Here is a 17683-nt window from a genome sequence, read left to right as displayed (position 1 = left end):
CATGATTATCGCATTAGTCTTTATCGTTGTTTTGTTTCAAATTCTAACCGATGGTACGTTATTAAAACCTTTAAATATTACGAACCTTATCTTACAAAATAGTTATATCTTAGTTTTGGCAATTGGAATGGTCCTTGTTATTATTACCGGTCATATTGACTTGTCTGTTGGTTCGATTGCTGCCTTTGTAGGGGCGATCTCAGCAATCCTTATGGTCAATTTGCAAATGAACCCATTTTTAGCGGTTATCATTTGTTTACTTGTAGGTGCATTAATCGGAGCATGGCAAGGATTCTGGGTAGCGTATGTTGGGATACCAGCTTTCATTGTTACATTAGCCGGAATGTTATTGTTTAGGGGATTAACGTTAGTTGTGTTACAAGGGCAATCCATAGCTCCATATCCAACTTCTTTCCAACAAATAAGCAACGGATTTATTCCAAATATTTTTGGTGGAGAAGGTCTTCATGTTTTCTCAATCATCATTGGATTCATTCTTTCTATCATTTTGATTGTGATGGAAATTAGAACGAGAAAGAACCAAGTGAAGTATCAATTTGATGTTTTGCCTCAAGGTTTATTTGTTGCCAAGTTAGTTGCTATTTTCGCTGTTATTAACTTGTTTACGTATGTGTTAGCTACGTATAGAGGCATTCCAAACATTCTCATCATCTTATTCGTACTAATTGTAGGATATACATTTGTGATGCAAAAGACGATTATTGGTCGCCACATCTATGCAGTCGGAGGGAATTTAAAAGCAGCTTCTTTATCAGGGGTAAAAACGAAGCAAGTTACATTTGGCGTATTTGTTAACATGGGCGTACTATCAGCTTTATCTGGACTTATTTTTGCAGCACGACTAAATGCAGCGACTCCAAGAGCAGGTAACTTATTTGAATTAGATGCGATCGCGGCCGTATTCATCGGTGGTGCGTCAGCATATGGTGGGGTAGGTACGGTCATTGGTGCAATTGTTGGTGGTTTAGTAATGGGTGTAATGAATAATGGTATGTCTATATTAGGACTAGGAATTGATTGGCAACAAGCGATTAAAGGGTTAGTATTATTAGCGGCAGTTGCCTTTGATATTATTAATAAGAAAAAATCTTCATAAGAGGTAAAGTGGAGAAGCGAGGGGAGATCTCTTGCTTCTTTAGTTTCGCTAAACAAAGGGAATTTTGCCCGAAAAAAGGCACAACTAGCGGATTTTTCTGCTAGTTGTGCCTTCCTCTATACCTATAAATAAAACATCCTAGCTAGATAGTGAGGATAGATAATGTTAAAAATATACAGGAGCACAGAGTAAGATGTAGAATGATAAAAAACAAGAAAGAAAAATTACATTGAAATTAAGATTACAAGATAGAAAGGATGATCCCATGTCCGATCGACTAATCAGACTCCCTGTGCTGTCACAAAAAAATTCGTGTAATAGTGTATACATATAATGCTGATTTATGAGATAATTATGAAAAATTGCAAAGTGAGGGAGATTTTGTGACTACAACTAAGAAATCTGTCATTATCGCCGGTGGAGGGATCGGGGGGCTTGTTACTGCCTTAAAACTTTATCGCGGTGGTGCGTCAGTGCGTGTATTTGAAAGTGTTCAAGAAATTCGAGAATTAGGAGTAGGAATAAATCTTCTCCCGCATGCAGTACGCGTGTTAACCGAGCTTGGATTGGCGGACGAACTAGAGAAGGCAGGAGTAAAAACAGCCGAATTGAGATACTTTTCTAAATATGGTCAGGAAATATGGCAAGAGCCTCGTGGGCTTGCTTCAGGGTATGAGTGGCCACAATACTCGATCCACCGAGGAAGACTGCAGATGATTTTATATCATGCGGTGAAAAAGGAATTAGGGGAAGATGCTGTGATGACTGGGCATCATCTTAGCTCTTTTGAACGTTATGAAGATCGTGTTGAAGTACAATTTACCGATCGGAAAACGGGACAAAAATTAGGAACCTATCAAGCTGATATGCTTATAGCAGCAGATGGTATTCATTCCGTTGTAAGGAAATCATTTTATCCGAATGAAGGAGAGCCGAAATTCAGTGGACGAATCTTATGGAGAGGTCTGACCGAGTCTTCTCAGTTTCTTACCGGAAAAACGATGATTATGTCAGGGTACCAGGACCAAAAGTTTGTCGCATATCCTATCTGTCCAGAGGCGATAGCAGAAGGGAGATCACTCGTTAATTGGATTGCTGAGTTAACAATCAATGATGAGGCCCCTCCTCGTAGTAATTGGAATAAAAAAATTGACAAACAAAAATTTGCCTCTGATTTTGCCAATTGGAAGTTTGATTTTCTAGACATCCCAAAATTAATTGAAGAGACAGATGATGTCTATGAATTTCCAATGGTTGACCGTGATCCATTACCACAATGGAGCTTTGGAAGAGTGACCTTACTAGGTGATGCAGCACATCCGATGTACCCAATCGGGTCAAACGGGGCATCACAAGCGATTCTTGATGCGGATGCTTTAGGGAATGCATTAGCGAAAGAGAGTAATGTGATAAATGCTCTTCGTGCCTATGAGCAAGCTCGTCTTGAACCGACAGCTTCTATTGTTAGAAGTAACCGCCAAAATGGACCTGAAAGTGTTATGCAAATTGTGGAAGAACGTGCACCTAACGGGTTTGAGAATTTACACGATGTGATTTCTCAGGAGGAACTAGAAAGTATTGCAAATAAATACAAGAAGATAGCTGGGTTTGATAAAGAACGACTAAATAAAATGAAAGTCTAATCGAATAAGGAGTCGACCAATGGCATTATATAAACGAAAAAACGGAGAAGAACTTCCTTACTGGCCAATCGGTCCTTTTAAATTTAGACTTCCATTCATTCATTACAGATTGGAAATGCCGGAAATCATCCAAGGATTTGTTCTATTTTCGATAGGGTTAAGTATCATACCAATACTAGAAAGTCACGTAGGAATGTCCTATGAGGCTGCGCTTGCTGTCGTTATCGTCTTTCACCTCCTAATGCTTGTTCAAACGGCTTTAGGAACTCCTTTTGTTCCTGGATTAATAACACCATTGATTCCGTTACTCGTGATCTTTCTAGGGAACTTTGAACCTGGACCTGAGGCCATTCAAGCCTTAGTCGCTGTTCATCTCTTAGTGGCAGCCATCTTTTTAATTTTAGGGATTACGGGACTTGGAAAAGTCATTGTCCATAAACTACCGTCCTCTTTAAAAGCTGGTATATTAATTGGGGCTGGATTAGCGGCTTTAATTGGTGAATTTCAACCTGGGGGACGTCTGGCTGAAACACCGATCTCATTAATTATTGGTGGACTGTTTTGCTTGTTTATGATGTTTTCTAGCTACTATAAATCGTTATACAAAAAAAGTCAGGTAGCTAGAGTCGTTGCGAATTTCGGTATTATGCCAGCAATTTTAATGGCTATTTTTATTGGTTGGGCCGTAAAGGAATATCCATCTCCAAACGTGCAATGGGGCATTACGACTCCTAACTTTGCTGAAATGTGGGGATATACGCCTTTTGTCGTTGGATTTCCTAGCCTGGAGATCTTTATGCTTGCCATTCCGATCGCCATCATGGGGTACATTATCGCTTACGGCGATATCATCGTAGGAACATCCCTTGTTGAGCGGGCAGATAAGGTGAGAAAAGATGAAATGATCGATTATGATGTGACAAAGCTTCACCTTGTTGCTTTTATAAGAAACTTTGTTCATGGTCTATTTGCGCCACACGCTGGATTAGCGGGTCCGATCTTTACCGCTGGGACGGCTTCTGTGGTTGAACGATATACATATGGGAGAAAGGCGATGGAATCGATTTATTCAGGTACGAATTCACTCGTTATTTCATTGACGGCAGGGTGCTTCATTCTCCCGTTAGTCACTTTGTTTCAGCCATTTTTACCAATTGCACTATCGATTACGCTCATCTTAACAGGCTATTTATGTATCACTTTAGGATTAAGCTATGTGAAAACAGACGTGAGTCGAGGAGTAGCGATGGTCACGGCCATTGTGTTGGCTACTTACGGGGCCACACATGCTCTCATTGTTGGGGTCGTCCTCTACTTTATACTTGAGAAGCAGCAAAGTAAAAGCCGTGATTCTGAAAATAAAGCAGCATAAAAGAGGGAACTGAAAAAGGTTGGTTTTCACCTTTTTCAGTTCCCACTTAAATTAGAACTTGAAAAAGGTCGATTTTTACCCTTTTCAGTTCCCTCCTAATAAAGGAGATTGTATCTGGTGAAGTTGTTCTGCTAGTTAGACACTAGCAGGACATTATTTTTTCAAAAAAGGAAAGGGGCAAAGATATCGATGGTTACCCATATTGTACTAATTAAATTTTCGAGAAAAGTATCAGATAGCCAGGTCGATAAGCTTATAGAGAAAACACTGAAATTAAAGGATGAAATCCCTGGTATTATCGATATCCAACAAGGACGAAATTTTTCTAATCGAAATCAAGGATATGAAGTGGGAATGACCGTGAAATTTGAGGACAAACAAGCACTTGAGAACTTTGGACCGCACCCGAAGCATCAAGAAGTTGTCGATTATTTAAAGAATGAACTCGGCTTAGAAGATTTAATTGTTGTCGATTTTTAGGTAGGGGAAGGCATGGGGGAACTCAAAGGCACTGAAAAAGTCCTTTTAAAAGATTCGAGGAAGCAGCAATGGCTCCACACGTTGCGCGCCTGCTATGAAAACCCCACTCATTGCTTAAAGACCACTGAAAAAGGTGAAAATCGTACCTTTTTCAGTGGTCTTGGGAACTCATGCTTTTTTGTTTTGAGTTATACAGGTAGGCTCTTGGAACAGGTGAGAGAATCTGTTTGATTTATGCTCACTGTATGTCATTTTGTTTGGTAACTATCAGTTATTCGGAACAATATTCAATACATTTTTAATCTAAGTCAAGGCATTACCTATGTAAGTAAAGGTTACAACTCATAGAGTTAATGATTCATATCGTGGTACCCTAAGCTTGAACCTTTTTTGTTCATCCAAATTGTGATAGTGTTTTATTAACGACAAATTCTAGAAGAGAAAAGAAGAGAGCAGAAGTCATGGAGATGAAACTAACTCACAAGAAAATTAAAGAAATATGCGGCATTGTCTCCTATAAAAAAGGAGACTCTTTTTATCGATCCAATAAAGTGACATTTCAAGAGTATGGTTCTGAATTGTGTGAAGCGACGGTTAGCGGGAAGGAAGACTTTCATGTCACCATTGAAAAAGGAGAAGATGGAGACATTCAGATGACATGCAGTTGTCCGACATTAGCTAATTTTCATAAAAGCTGCCAACATATTGCGGCCGTGTTACTTTCGATTTATGATCGCAAGCGGCAAGGGCCACCCCTTTTAAGTGTGCAAACTGATTCAGCTGCCTTTGGTGAATTAACAAAAGACATTATTTCTCTTTTTCAAGAAAAATCAACACAAACAAGTGGGCAGCAACGTTATTTTGAAAAAAGAGAAGTGCTGACGGCCAGATTTACGATTAAACCTGTTTTGATTGGAACGAATCAGCTCTTGCTTGGAATGGAAGTTGAGATCGGGAAAACAAAAGTACGATCCATACGAGAGTTTCTAGAACAAGTGAAACAAGGAAAGCCGAGTGTAGGTATCTATGACCCAAGCATTCACTGTTTCTGTGAGGAAACAGATGCCGTTATTCAACAGCTAATTCGGATCATTCATGATGAAAAAGCCTTTCTTGAAGCAATGCCTTTTGATAAAAATCAGACATTACTGATTCCTCCATCCTCTTGGGAGGACCTTATCCCTTTATTCTTAAAAAGCCCCATTCATTTCGCTGATGCATGATGGGCATGTTTTTGAGCGATTACAACTGGTGGAAGGAGCCCCTCCTATCCAATTTACGCTTGAAGATACCGAGGGTCTCGATTATCAATTGACGATCAAAGGTTTTGAACGAATGAGTGTTTTACCTCTTTATCGTGTGGTGTTATGTGAGGGGAATGTGTTTCAACTAGAGGAAAAAGATTGCAATCGATTATTTGAGTTAAAGCAAATGCTAGCGTCTCCAAGTAACAATAATGTTCCGATTCCACAGGGACAAATTGAATTTTTTCTTACAGAAATCGTACCGGGATTGAAAAAAATGGGTGTGGTCCACCTTTCAAAAGCGTTGTCTGTGGAGATGTTGAAAGCCCCTCTTGTTGCCAAGCTTTACTTGGATCGTTTGAGAAACCGACTGCTTGCAGGACTAGAATTTCATTATGAAAATATCATGATTCAACCATTAGAAAGCCGAGACGTAGCCAAAGGACCGATGGTGATCAGAGATTTGGAAAAAGAAGAGGAAATCCTGCAACTAATGGAGGAAAGTGGTTTTTCAAAAACAGATGGCGGTTATTTCATGCAAAATGAATTACTTGAGTATGAATTTTTATATCATGTCGTTCCGAAGCTTAAACAACAAGTCCAAATCTATGCGACAACGGCTGTCCGAAACCGCATCTTTAAAAAGAATGCTTTTCCGAAAATAAGAGTGAAGGTCAATCAAAAAGAAAGAACCAATTGGCTGGCATTTACATTCGAGATGGACGGGGTGGCAGACAATGAGATTAAGAAGATTCTAGCGGCGTTAGAGGAGAAGCGTAAATATTATCGTCTTCAAAATGGGTCGCTCTTATCGCTTGAGACTAGAGAAATGGAAGAAATTCAGCGTTTCTTGAATGCCGCTTTGTCTCAAGACCAAGATTGGGAAGCTAGTTTGAATATGCCGATCACACAAGGACTCAAGTTTCTTGATTCCATTGAGGACAGCGATGTATTTAAGGCAGAGGAAACATTTCGTCAATTTCTTGATCAGCTGCAAAATCCTGCAAATGTAGAAGATGAGGTACCTAAAGACTTAGATTCTGTATTACGAGACTATCAAAAGCACGGGTATCAATGGATGAAGACCCTCGCAAGCTATGGCTTTGGAGGTGTTCTAGCTGATGACATGGGGCTTGGAAAAACGGTGCAAAGCATTACCTTCATCGTTTCAGAGCTAGCGCGTATTCGTGAAAGCGGCCAACCCGTGTTGATTGTTTGTCCATCCTCGTTAACGTATAACTGGTTAAGTGAAATCATGAGATTTGCACCGGAACTACAAGCGGTTGTGATCGATGGAAAGAAAGAAGAGAGAGAACAGCTTTTAAAGGATATGAATGAAGATATCATCATTACTTCCTATCCGTTACTCCGGCGTGATATCAAATCGTATGAAAAGCAAAGGTTTCATACGGTTTTCTTTGATGAAGCTCAGGCGTTTAAAAACCCGGTAACTCAAACCGCTCGAGCTGTTAAAAGGATTAAGGCTGATCATCGATTTGGACTGACAGGAACACCGGTCGAAAATTCACTTGAAGAGCTTTGGGCGATTTATCATGTCGTCTTTCCTCAACTGTTCCAAGGATTAAAGGAATACAGCCTGCTAACGAGGAAACAAATTGCTACAAGAGTTCGCCCGTTTTTACTGCGTCGAATGAAAGAGGATGTGCTTTTTGAGTTACCTGAGAAAGAGGAGTCCCTTGTATCAGCCGAATTGTTCCCTGAACAAAAAAAGCTCTATATGGCCTATTTAGCAAAGCTTAGGCATGAAACCGTCAAGCACCTTGATAAGGATACACTGCGAAAAAATAAGATAAAAGTATTAGCAGGAATCACGAGATTGCGCCAAATTTGTTGTCATCCTGCTCTGTTTGTAGACGGCTATAAGGGAAGCTCAGCCAAATTTGAGCAGCTTCTGCAAATACTTGAGGAATCAAAACATACTGGAAGAAGAGTACTGATCTTCTCTCAATTCACGAAAATGCTTGAACTGATTGGCAGAGAGTTGACGTTAAGAGGGCATACCTATTTCTATCTTGATGGACAAACGCCTTCAGAGGAGCGATTGGATCTTTGCCATCGATTCAATGATGGAGAAAGAGAGTTGTTCTTGATTTCTCTAAAAGTAGGAGGAACCGGATTGAACCTAACAGGTGCCGATACCGTTATCTTATATGATCTGTGGTGGAATCCGGCGGTCGAGGAGCAAGCAGCAGACCGAGCACACAGAATGGGACAGAAAAAAAGGGTAAAAGTGTTGAAGTTAGTGGCACGTGGGACGATTGAGGAAAAGATCAATGAACTTCAGGAGAAAAAGAGAGATCTGATTGCGGAGGTTGTGGATTCAAAAGAACAAGGATCGCAAGCCTTAACGGAGGAGGAAATTCGAGAGATATTGATGGTTTAGCGAAGCAAGGGGACGGATCTCTTGCTTCTTTTTTTTCGGTAACATAAGGAAGCGTGAGAACTGTCCGAGACTGGTGAAAAAGTGCAGTATCTTATAGAAAGAGGGAATCCAACTACACTAAGTAGTATCTGTCCGAGGTATCGATTTCTATGTCTAGTAGTCGCTGTTGGTTTTTTTGACTTTTTCACTGGTCTCGAACCGTCCTGGTGCTGCTGTGTATTATATGTTTAAATATACCATTTATTGTTTGTGTATTACAAAAATTGTAAAAATGAATGGAGTATAGTGTATAATAACTTAACATTAGATTGGGAGGGTGGTACCAATTAGTCCAAATGCTATTTTCCGTTTGGCGTTAATACTTAATTTTTTTGCGGTGTTCCTCAATTTATTTAGAGATAAGATAGGGCTGAAATCTGTTTTAATAACCTATATTATTTCAATACTTATAGCTATTTTAGGCTTTTATAAATTAAGAGAAGAGAAGAAAAATAAAGATATTTAAAGTTATGATGGTTACTCTTAGATAAAACTAATGATAAAAAATGAATGTTGTTCTCATAAATTACTTTTCTAAAGCGTGGATAGGTGCGGAATCTTTAATTTTGAGATCTGGGGATTGTGTCTATTAGACGTTAGGTATAAAATGGGAGATTAATTTTATGAATAAAGCTGACTGTCAGGAACCAGTGAAATCCATTTGACTTTCTTAACTGTATAAACTAGTATTACAGTACCGTCGAACAGGAGGATGGGAACCAGTGAATAGTGAATTTACAATAGCCGTTCATAGTCTTGTTTTTTTAGCTTATTTGCCTGATCATATGGCAAGCAGTCAGCTGATTGCAAAAAATGTTTCAACCAATCCAGCCAGAATACGAAAAATCATGAGCTGTTTGCGTAATCATGGCTTTGTTCAAACAAAAGAGGGAACGGGCGGAGGTTATATACTTCAGGGAGATCCAAATGAAATTACATTAGGACAAGTATATCGGTCGGTGTCATGTGGAACGCTTAAACCAAATTGGTGTTCAGGAGACCCGGAAGAATCGTGCGTCGTCTCATCGAATATCCAAGGAGTGATGGATGAGGTATTTGAGGAGGCTGATCAATTCTTTTCAGCTTACCTTGATAAAGTATCGATCGCATCTGTGTTAGAAAAGATCAAGCATTGCTAGTAGTTCAAAGACGGATAAACCGTCTTGTTGATAAAGTGTAACTTTTTTTATTACAGATGAAAGTGAAGTGTTTACAAGTGAAAGGGAGTTTGTTCATATGACGAAAATGAAAGCTGTAGGACTGTATCAGTATCTATCTATTTCGGAGCAGGAAAGTTTAATAGATCTAGAAGTGGAAAAACCAACAGCGACTGGATCGGATGTCCTTGTGAAGGTTCAGGCGATTTCCGTTAATCCAGTCGATACAAAAGTGAGAAAGCCAAAAGATAAAATCGAAGAAACGGCTAAAATATTAGGTTGGGATGTGGCTGGTGTCGTAGAAGAGGTAGGTCCAGATTGTACGTTATTCCAAAAAGGTGATGAGGTCTATTATGCAGGAACGATCACCCGCCCAGGTGGGAACAGTGAATATCATCTAGTGGATGAACGTATCGTTGGTCATAAACCAAAATCAATAAACTTTGCCGAAGCCGCTGCCATGCCACTTACGGCACTTACAGCGTATGAAGGGTTATTTGTGCGTTTGGGAGTGTCAAAAGAGGACAACAGTGGGAAGTCAATTTTACTCATTGGAGCCGCTGGTGGGGTTGGTTCGATCGCGATCCAATTAGCCAAATGGGCGGGATTAACGGTCATCGGTACCGCTTCACGTCCCGAATCATCGAAGCTGGTGCAAGACCGTGGAGCCGATGCGGTGATAAACCATCATCAGCCATTTCTTCCTCAGTTAAAGGAGGCGGGGTTTGAAGAGGTCGATTATATTTTTTGTTTAAATCATACCGATCAGCATTGGGATCACATGGCTGAAGCGATTAAGCCACAAGGAAAAATTTGTTCCATCTTTGAAACGAATAAACCATTGAACCTTTATCCTTTATTCCAGAAGAGTGCGACGTTTGTTTGGGAGTTTATGTTTACACGCTCAAGATTTGAAACGCCAGATATGATCGAGCAGCACCATATTTTAAATGAAATGGCTAATCTGATTGACTCAAAAACGATTGAAACAACGGTAAATCAGGTGATGAGCCCAATCAATGCTGAAAATATCCGAAAGGCACATGCCGAACTTGAAGCAGGAACGGCCATTGGAAAAATTGTGTTGGAGCATTTTTGCTAATCAAATGTAGTTGTTTGACTTCCTTAACTGTATATAATAATATTACAGTATTTCAAACAATAAAGCTTAAGCAAGATGAAATGGCTTAAGTTTTTTCTACCAATGAACTGTAACTTTTTTTGTGACATATTAGGAAAGGTGGGAATCATAATGAAGACGATCGAAGTTGGGGTCTGGGTAAAAGGGAAAACAACAAATGGTGAATTAATACATGGGTACGTAGAAAAAGTAAATCGAGTATCCGAAACGGTCAAAGTGAAAGTGACAAAGAGTGATAATGAAGAGATCATTGGCAAAACCATTGACATGCTGCATGGCACCATAGCGACCTTGCCAAACGAAGCAAGCCGAAGTGTGGATGAGATACGAGCACTAATAGATTTGGCACTCCTTACAAAGGACGATCAATGGTTTCAAGAGCTATCGAGTACATTGGTTACTCTGCAAGAAACGAAAGGGAAGCAGACCTTTCAAAAAAATGCGCTAACTCGTAATCGAATGGATTCATCACTACGATAGCGAATAGAAAGAGGTGGAGGAAAAGATGGCATGACGGAATTAACGATCAAAATTTTGAGAAAGAAACAATAGACGGTATTTTCTTCGTTGATTTTTGGACGCCATGATCTGGACCATCTAAAATGATGTATAAAAAATTCATTCAACTGTAACTAATTTAGTTATAGTTTAGGTGATAAATGCGGAGGCAACCATCATGCTTGTTTTACTCATAATCATCATATTGTTGGGTATTTTATTTAAGGTATACGAAAGGGTTGTCCCTGTTCCTGGGGTTGCTGCTTTTGATCCTAAAAGTAAAAAAGAGCGAGGAGAAACGGTTCTGCTTGATGTTCGTGATTACGACATGGCAAGCAAAGATCCGGTGGAGGGGAGTGTTCATCTCCCTTTCGCTTATATTAAAAGATATGTTCATAAGATCGAGAAGAAAGAGATCGTCCTAATTGTTTCCGATCAATTATCGTTAAATCTAAGTGTTCGGTTTTTGAAACGAAAAGGATTTAAGATTACCGGCTATAACAAGCGAGAATCTATCGAATGGACAAAAAAACAAGAATCAATTAATCAAAACATAGAGGGGCAAACAACAAAATGAATACAAACTATCAGTCATTATTTGAGTCTTTTTCCTTTAAAAGCGGAGGTCAGTTGAAGAATCGGGTTGTGCTAGCACCGATGACGAATTTCGCCTCGCATCCAGATGGAACCGTCTCAGACATCGAATTGGATTATTATAAACGTCGCTCCAAAGGGGTAGGAATGGTCGTGACAGCTTGTACGTATGTAACAGCAAACGGCAAAGGGTTTAATGGGGAATTTGGAGCAGACAGTGATGAGATGATACCAAGCCTACGGCGTCTAGCTGATGTCATTAAAGAACAAGGGGCGAAAGCAGTCTTGCAAATCTTTCATGGCGGCCGCATGTGTCCACCGGAATTGGTGCCAAATGGAGAATTAGTTAGTGCCAGTGCTGTAGCAGCAGGCGAGGGAAAAGAGCCAAGAGCGCTAGAAGAAGCCGAGGTGGAAGAGATTATTCATGCTTTCGGAGAGGTCACTCGTCGTGCCATTGAAGCGGGATTTGATGGTGTCGAAATCCACGGTGCAAATGGCTATCTAATTCAACAATTCTTCTCTCCTCACTCCAACCGTCGCGAGGATCGTTGGGGGGGAACGCTTGAAAAACGGTTATCCTTTCCACTTGCAGTTGTCGATGAAGTGAAAAAGGTCGTTGAAAAGCACGCAGACAGCTCGTTCATTGTTGGGTACCGATTTTCTCCGGAGGAAGAAGAGACACCAGGGATTACGATGGCAGATACACTTACTTTAGTTGATGCACTAGCTGAGAAGGATCTGGATTATTTGCATGTTTCGTTAATGGATTTCTGGTCGAAACCAAGACGTGGCGTAGACAACACCAAATCACGCATTGAATACTTGCTTGAAACAATCGCAAATCGCGTACCGCTAATTGGAGTTGGCTCAATTCATACACCAGAAGAGGCGGTGAAAGCAATAGAAGCAGTGCCTCTTATTGCCCTTGGCCGTGAATTGATCATGGAGCCTGACTGGGTCGAGAAAGTAGAACAGGGACGAGAAAATGAAATTGCAACAACTTTGTCAAAAGGTGATCAAGAGGCTCTTGTGATTCCAGATGCATTGTGGCAAGCCATTGTGAACACACCTGGCTGGTTCCCAGTTGTGGAAGAAAATCAGCGATAAGTGTCAAGGGGACAGGTGAGATGATCGAGTTCCAACTTGAACCAAGAAAAAGTTTTTAACTAACTACTAGCTGGACGAATTTTTCTCCAGCTAGTTTTTTGGTTCGCCCAGCATGGGCGAACTCTAACGGGTGAAAGTCGCGAGTACGACCTTATGATCTACGATGCAGTTATATAATTTAGATAAATATTAAAAAGGGAACGGCAGCATTTTTGCTGGCTAAATTTAAAATGCATTTAGATTTTACTAATGTTAAAAAGTCTTACAATCATTTTATATCAATACGTCCATCGAATGTCCCTCTCCAATTTAGTTTACAACCGCTCATATCGACCCCTCTGATAAAAAGGAAGAATTTAAACATAAATCAAAGGATTACCTACACATGAAAGCGCTTAAACGATCTATAATGATAGAAAGATCATTTTCTAGTTATTAAAAGATATCACCGTTTCTTACGGATATAATTAATTTGACCTCTCACTAAATTACTAGATTTCATACCTGCACATTGAATGTTAGGTTTCGTTATTTTTCAACTATGTTACTATCTAGATAATCCAATGTATGTCACATTAGAAAATAAGGTGTTTTTATGAAATTTCAAAATAAAATTCTATTAGCTTTTTTATTGCTGATTTTACTGCCGATCTTTATTTTAGGCCTTGTATCATACCATGTTACTTCAACCACCTTGAAGGACAAAGTCGGCGAAGAAACATTATATACGTTAGAATCGATTGGTTTAAATTTACAAATGGTTTTATCTGAGGTTAATACCTTGTCCAATTACATTATCTCTTCGAGGGAGGTTCAAGATTTCATTAAGTATAATGATGAGAAATCCTTACTAGATTTTTATAATCAGGGACAGGCCATTGCTGGGTTGCTTTATGGTCAATCGAAGCTTAATGATTTAGTGCTTTATAGTAAAGCTGGACAAGTATATAGCTTTCAACGAACAGATATTCCGTCATTTCAACAATTTCAGAAATCAGAATTTTTTCAATTGTTGAAAGCGGAGGAAGGCAGGTCAGTTTGGATAACGACTGCAGATAGTCATAAGTTTATGGAAAATGACAAGCTGATTTTTTCGCAAGGGCGAGTTATAAAAGATCTGAATACGCTTAACGATATAGGTTATCTTATTCTCGATGTAAGATTAGACCGGTTTGACGAGGTATTTCAAGCTCTTCAGCAGGACGACTCGCAAACGATGATCGTCAATGACAGAGGAGAGGTGGTTTATCATCTCAACCACGAGATGATTGGTGAAAGGATAGCACTTCCGCAAGAGATGATGGTAAGTCAATCAGGAACATTAATCGATCATTGGGAAAAAGAGAAAAGCTTAATTTCCTATATTCCAATCACCTTTAACGAAAATGAAGGTTCTTCCTTTTACCTCGTATCCATCAAGCCGTGGAGTTTTATTATAAACGAAACGAAATTTATTCGAGACATTACTATTCTATTAGTAATTGTAGTAACGGTTTTTGCGATTTGCTTTAAGCAATTATTTTTAAATAAAATCATTCATTTCATTACCGAATTTCAAGCGAATATGAAGCAGGTGGAGAAAGGCCAGCTGTCCACTAGAATGAGAACTTTTGCTTATAGAGAATTGAATCAATTGGCAAAAAGTTTTAACCGCATGGTGGAGGAAATCTCTACCTTATTAATCCGAGTGAAGAATGAACAGGAACGTAAGAGAAAGGCGGAATTTAAGGTCCTGCAAAACCAAATTAACCCGCATTTTTTATATAATACGCTAGAGTCGATCAATTCAATGGCAGTACTACACGGGAGTAGAGAGATTAGTAAAATGACGATTAACCTAGGGAAGCTGCTACGAATTAGTATCAATTCTGATGATCGTGTCCTAGTCAGTGATGAAGTCCGTCATGCGATCAGTTACCTAGAAATCCAAAAAATCCGTTTTAATGAGCGGTTTACCTTTGAGATTAACTGTGACAAAGAATTAGAGCATTATTATATATTAAAGCTTGTATTACAGCCTCTTGTGGAGAACACGTTAAAACATGGTTTTGACAGAAATAAATTGGATGGTTATATCAGCATCCGTGGAGGGATTTCCAACACCAATCAAGGGTTCCTATTCATTGAAGATAATGGGTGCGGAATTTCCAAAGATGTGCTAGCAGCCTTTAACGAATCCAACAAATGGAGAAAGACGCTCAATCAAAGTATTGGCTGCGGTGTAATGAACGTACAAGAACGGATGAAGTTATTTTATGGTGACCGTTACGGCATGATGATTTGCTCGCAAGAAAATGAAGGTACGATGATCAAGTTAACATTTCCACTAAGTGAGGGGGGGCAACATGACCTATAAAGTGGTATTAATAGACGACGAAACACTGATTCTTAGAAGTTTAACAAAAATCATTGATTGGCAGGCTTTCGATTGTAAAGTAGTGGGTACAGCAAATGACGGGGTAGAGGGAATATCCCTCATTGAGGAAGCGAAGCCTGAGATCGTCATAACCGATATAAACATGCCAGAAAAGAACGGCCTAGATTTATTGAGGGAAGTACAACTGCTTTCTCATCGGCCAGAAGTGATTCTGTTAAGTGGCTATAACGAATTTGAATATGCGAGAGAAGGACTACAGAACAATGCCTTTGATTATATATTAAAGCCAATTGACCATGAAGAATTAGAAGAATGCCTTGGAAAAGTCATAGTGAAATTTAAGGAAGACAAGAAAAAGCACTATGAGCAGAGGAAATATCTTATTTACGAAGCATTAACACTTGGATACGACAACGAGGTTACAGTAAATGATCAAAACAAGCATGCAATCGCAACGATCGAGCTAAATAAACCATCAATTATCTTTGAAGAACGCCTTTTAGATTTGGTGCAAAAAGAGAGAGGCGAAGACCCCACAGAGATTTTCTTCTACAAATTTGAGAGCACGCGATATGTAATGGTTTATACGCATCCAAATCGAGATGTTGATTTAACAAGTAAGGTGAAAGGGGAAATTATCGAGTTAAAAGAAACGATAGATTCACTAGTGAAGATTGCCTTAGGCAAAGAAGTGATAGGTCTTCAGAATCTTTCCACCTCCTTTCAAGAAACTTTCAAGTTGCTAGAATCTGCTTCCTTTTTAAAAATGAATCTGGTCTCCGAGCAGGACATTAAAAAAGAATATCGCTCGAAATATTCTCCAGAAGCCGCTATGGAAAAAGCAAAACGATACATGCAGGAAAACTTCACAAAGGAAATTGGGATTGAAGCAGTTTGTGAAGAGGTGCTGTTAAGTGTCAGTTACTTTAGTGTTTTGTTTAAAGAAAAAACAGGTGTGACGTTTTTGGAATATCTGACAAAATTAAGGATAGAGCATGCGTGTGTTCTATTAAAAACAACGGATTTAAAAACTTATGAAATTGCAAATATGGTTGGCTACAGCGATCAAAGGTATTTTAGTCAAGTCTTTAAGAAACGTCTTCAAATGACACCAAGCCAATACCGAAGCAAAGAGTAAGGTACTTTTTCATAAGAAAGGAAGGCTCAAAATGAAAACAAAATGGATGATTGGCTCAACGGTTTTGGTTGTTTGTTTATTTTTGAGTGCTTGTTCAACGGAGGGAGAAGTTCAAGAGGAGGTTGAACAAATAAACATTGAATTTTTTCAAACAAAAGAAAATGCAGTTACCTTTTTTGATGAAATCATTCATGAATTTGAATTGGAGAATCCTCATATAACCGTTGAGCAGGTTAGCATTCCAGATGGTATGGCTGTTCTAAAGACACGAATTGCTCGGGGGGATGTTCCAGATATTTTTATCACGTATCCGATTGAACAGGACTATGTTGTTCGTGCAAATAATGGGTATCTATTAGATATAACCGATGAAACGTTTATCCAGCAGGTAGATGAGGATATACAAAGCCGGTATCTTATTAATGGGAGAATGTATGGAGTGGCATTATCTCAAAATGCAGTTGGTGTAATTTATAATAAGGATGTATTTGACGAGTTAGGCATTGATATACCTGAGACTTGGAATCAGTTTATAGAAACATTAGAATTGCTAGAATTAGCTAGAAAACAGCCAATCTTATTTGCTAATAAAGAACTTGAGAGTGTGAGCGTATTTAATTTAAATTTGGTAGCGAATGAGTTTGATAGCCATTATTGGAGTAATTTAACTAATGGTTTGGTGAACATTCAAGATGACCCAAGGTGGGAAGAGGTTGCAGAGAAAATGCTTGCTGTTTTGGAATTTGCGCAAGAAAATTCGTTTAGCTACGATGCCGATGCCGTTATTAAATCATTTTCCATGGGAGAGGGAGCGATGTTTGTTAGTGGAGTATGGGCTCTTCCAGAGTTGGAGAAATTAGAGCCGAACATCAACTATGGAATGTTTCCATTTCCAGCTACAAATGATCCGGAAAATAATAAAATTCTTGGGGGTGTTGATGGAGGATTTGCCATTGCTGCAAACACAGAGTATCCAGAGGAAGCAAAACAATTTCTAGCTTTTCTGCTCGAACAAGAAAATGCCCAAAGGTTTTCTGATTTTGAAGGAAATATAAGTGCTGTGAATGGTGTGAAGATGAACAAGCCAGAGGTTAGCTTGTTAGCAGAGCGTTTAAATGAGGGCAAAAGTGTCAATTGGCCTAATCATTATTGGGGTGGAGGTACAGCGGCTGAAGTAGATTATCGGCGCATTTCGCAACTATTTTATTTTGACCGTGATCTGCCAGCTTATTTAAAAAAACTAGATAACATGTTTGATCAGTATAGGTGATGTCTTAAAGAATAATAGCCTAACAAAAAATCTCTCACATTGTTGAGGGATTTTTTTATTCGGAAAATAATAAAAATTTAAACATTAATCAAAGCTTTGTCT

Annotated in this window: 12 protein-coding genes and 1 pseudogene; all 13 read left to right on the top strand. The window is 39.1% G+C overall.

Features of this window, described 5'->3' with window-relative positions:
• The first annotated feature begins 1 nt into the window (after window position 1).
• On the top strand, window positions 2–1117 hold the full coding sequence (gene mmsB, locus LQ50_RS02265; RefSeq protein WP_202595341.1) for a multiple monosaccharide ABC transporter permease: 1116 nt from the start codon (window positions 2–4) through the stop codon (window positions 1115–1117).
• A gap of 383 nt (window positions 1118–1500) precedes the next feature.
• Window positions 1501–2760, top strand: coding sequence for a flavin-dependent oxidoreductase (locus tag LQ50_RS02260; RefSeq protein WP_034625660.1), 1260 nt, complete (start codon window positions 1501–1503; stop codon window positions 2758–2760).
• A 19-nt stretch (window positions 2761–2779) separates the two neighbouring features.
• Window positions 2780–4132, top strand: coding sequence for a solute carrier family 23 protein (locus LQ50_RS02255; protein WP_034625657.1), 1353 nt, complete (start codon window positions 2780–2782; stop codon window positions 4130–4132).
• 189 nt (window positions 4133–4321) lie between these two features.
• A complete protein-coding gene (locus LQ50_RS02250; protein ID WP_034625655.1) occupies window positions 4322–4612 on the top strand; it encodes a Dabb family protein in 291 nt (96 codons plus the stop codon).
• A 461-nt stretch (window positions 4613–5073) separates the two neighbouring features.
• Window positions 5074–8260 (top strand): annotated as a pseudogene (locus tag LQ50_RS02240) (DEAD/DEAH box helicase).
• A 761-nt stretch (window positions 8261–9021) separates the two neighbouring features.
• On the top strand, window positions 9022–9438 hold the full coding sequence (locus LQ50_RS02230; RefSeq protein ID WP_034625645.1) for an Rrf2 family transcriptional regulator: 417 nt from the start codon (window positions 9022–9024) through the stop codon (window positions 9436–9438).
• 106 nt (window positions 9439–9544) lie between these two features.
• Window positions 9545–10558: a zinc-binding alcohol dehydrogenase family protein gene (locus LQ50_RS02225; protein ID WP_202595340.1), complete on the top strand. Its 1014-nt coding sequence runs from the start codon at window positions 9545–9547 to the stop codon at window positions 10556–10558.
• A 150-nt stretch (window positions 10559–10708) separates the two neighbouring features.
• Window positions 10709–11077 carry an IDEAL domain-containing protein gene (locus tag LQ50_RS02220; protein ID WP_034625640.1) on the top strand — a complete coding sequence of 123 codons (369 nt, stop codon included), beginning with the start codon at window positions 10709–10711 and terminating at the stop codon, window positions 11075–11077.
• Window positions 11078–11273: 196 nt separating this feature from the next.
• Complete coding sequence (locus tag LQ50_RS02215; protein WP_052144537.1) at window positions 11274–11672, top strand: rhodanese-like domain-containing protein; 399 nt, start codon at window positions 11274–11276, stop codon at window positions 11670–11672.
• The gene (locus LQ50_RS02210; RefSeq protein ID WP_034625637.1) at window positions 11669–12796 is read left to right on the top strand and encodes an NADH-dependent flavin oxidoreductase; all 1128 of its coding nucleotides are present in this window, start codon (window positions 11669–11671) and stop codon (window positions 12794–12796) included. The genes LQ50_RS02215 and LQ50_RS02210 overlap by 4 nt, the downstream gene beginning before the upstream one ends.
• A gap of 595 nt (window positions 12797–13391) precedes the next feature.
• Window positions 13392–15152 carry a cache domain-containing sensor histidine kinase gene (locus tag LQ50_RS02205; protein ID WP_034625635.1) on the top strand — a complete coding sequence of 587 codons (1761 nt, stop codon included), beginning with the start codon at window positions 13392–13394 and terminating at the stop codon, window positions 15150–15152.
• A complete protein-coding gene (locus LQ50_RS02200; protein ID WP_034625632.1) occupies window positions 15142–16311 on the top strand; it encodes a response regulator transcription factor in 1170 nt (389 codons plus the stop codon). The genes LQ50_RS02205 and LQ50_RS02200 overlap by 11 nt, the downstream gene beginning before the upstream one ends.
• A gap of 31 nt (window positions 16312–16342) precedes the next feature.
• Entirely contained in the window at window positions 16343–17581 is a 1239-nt protein-coding gene (locus LQ50_RS02195; protein ID WP_034625629.1) for an ABC transporter substrate-binding protein, read from the top strand.
• Window positions 17582–17683: the final 102 nt, after the last annotated feature.

Source organism: Halalkalibacter okhensis, from assembly GCF_000787375.1.
Taxonomy (GTDB): domain Bacteria; phylum Bacillota; class Bacilli; order Bacillales; family Bacillaceae_D; genus Halalkalibacter; species Halalkalibacter okhensis.
Note: the sequence above shows the minus strand (reverse complement) of the source record. Positions and strands in the feature narration are given on the sequence as shown.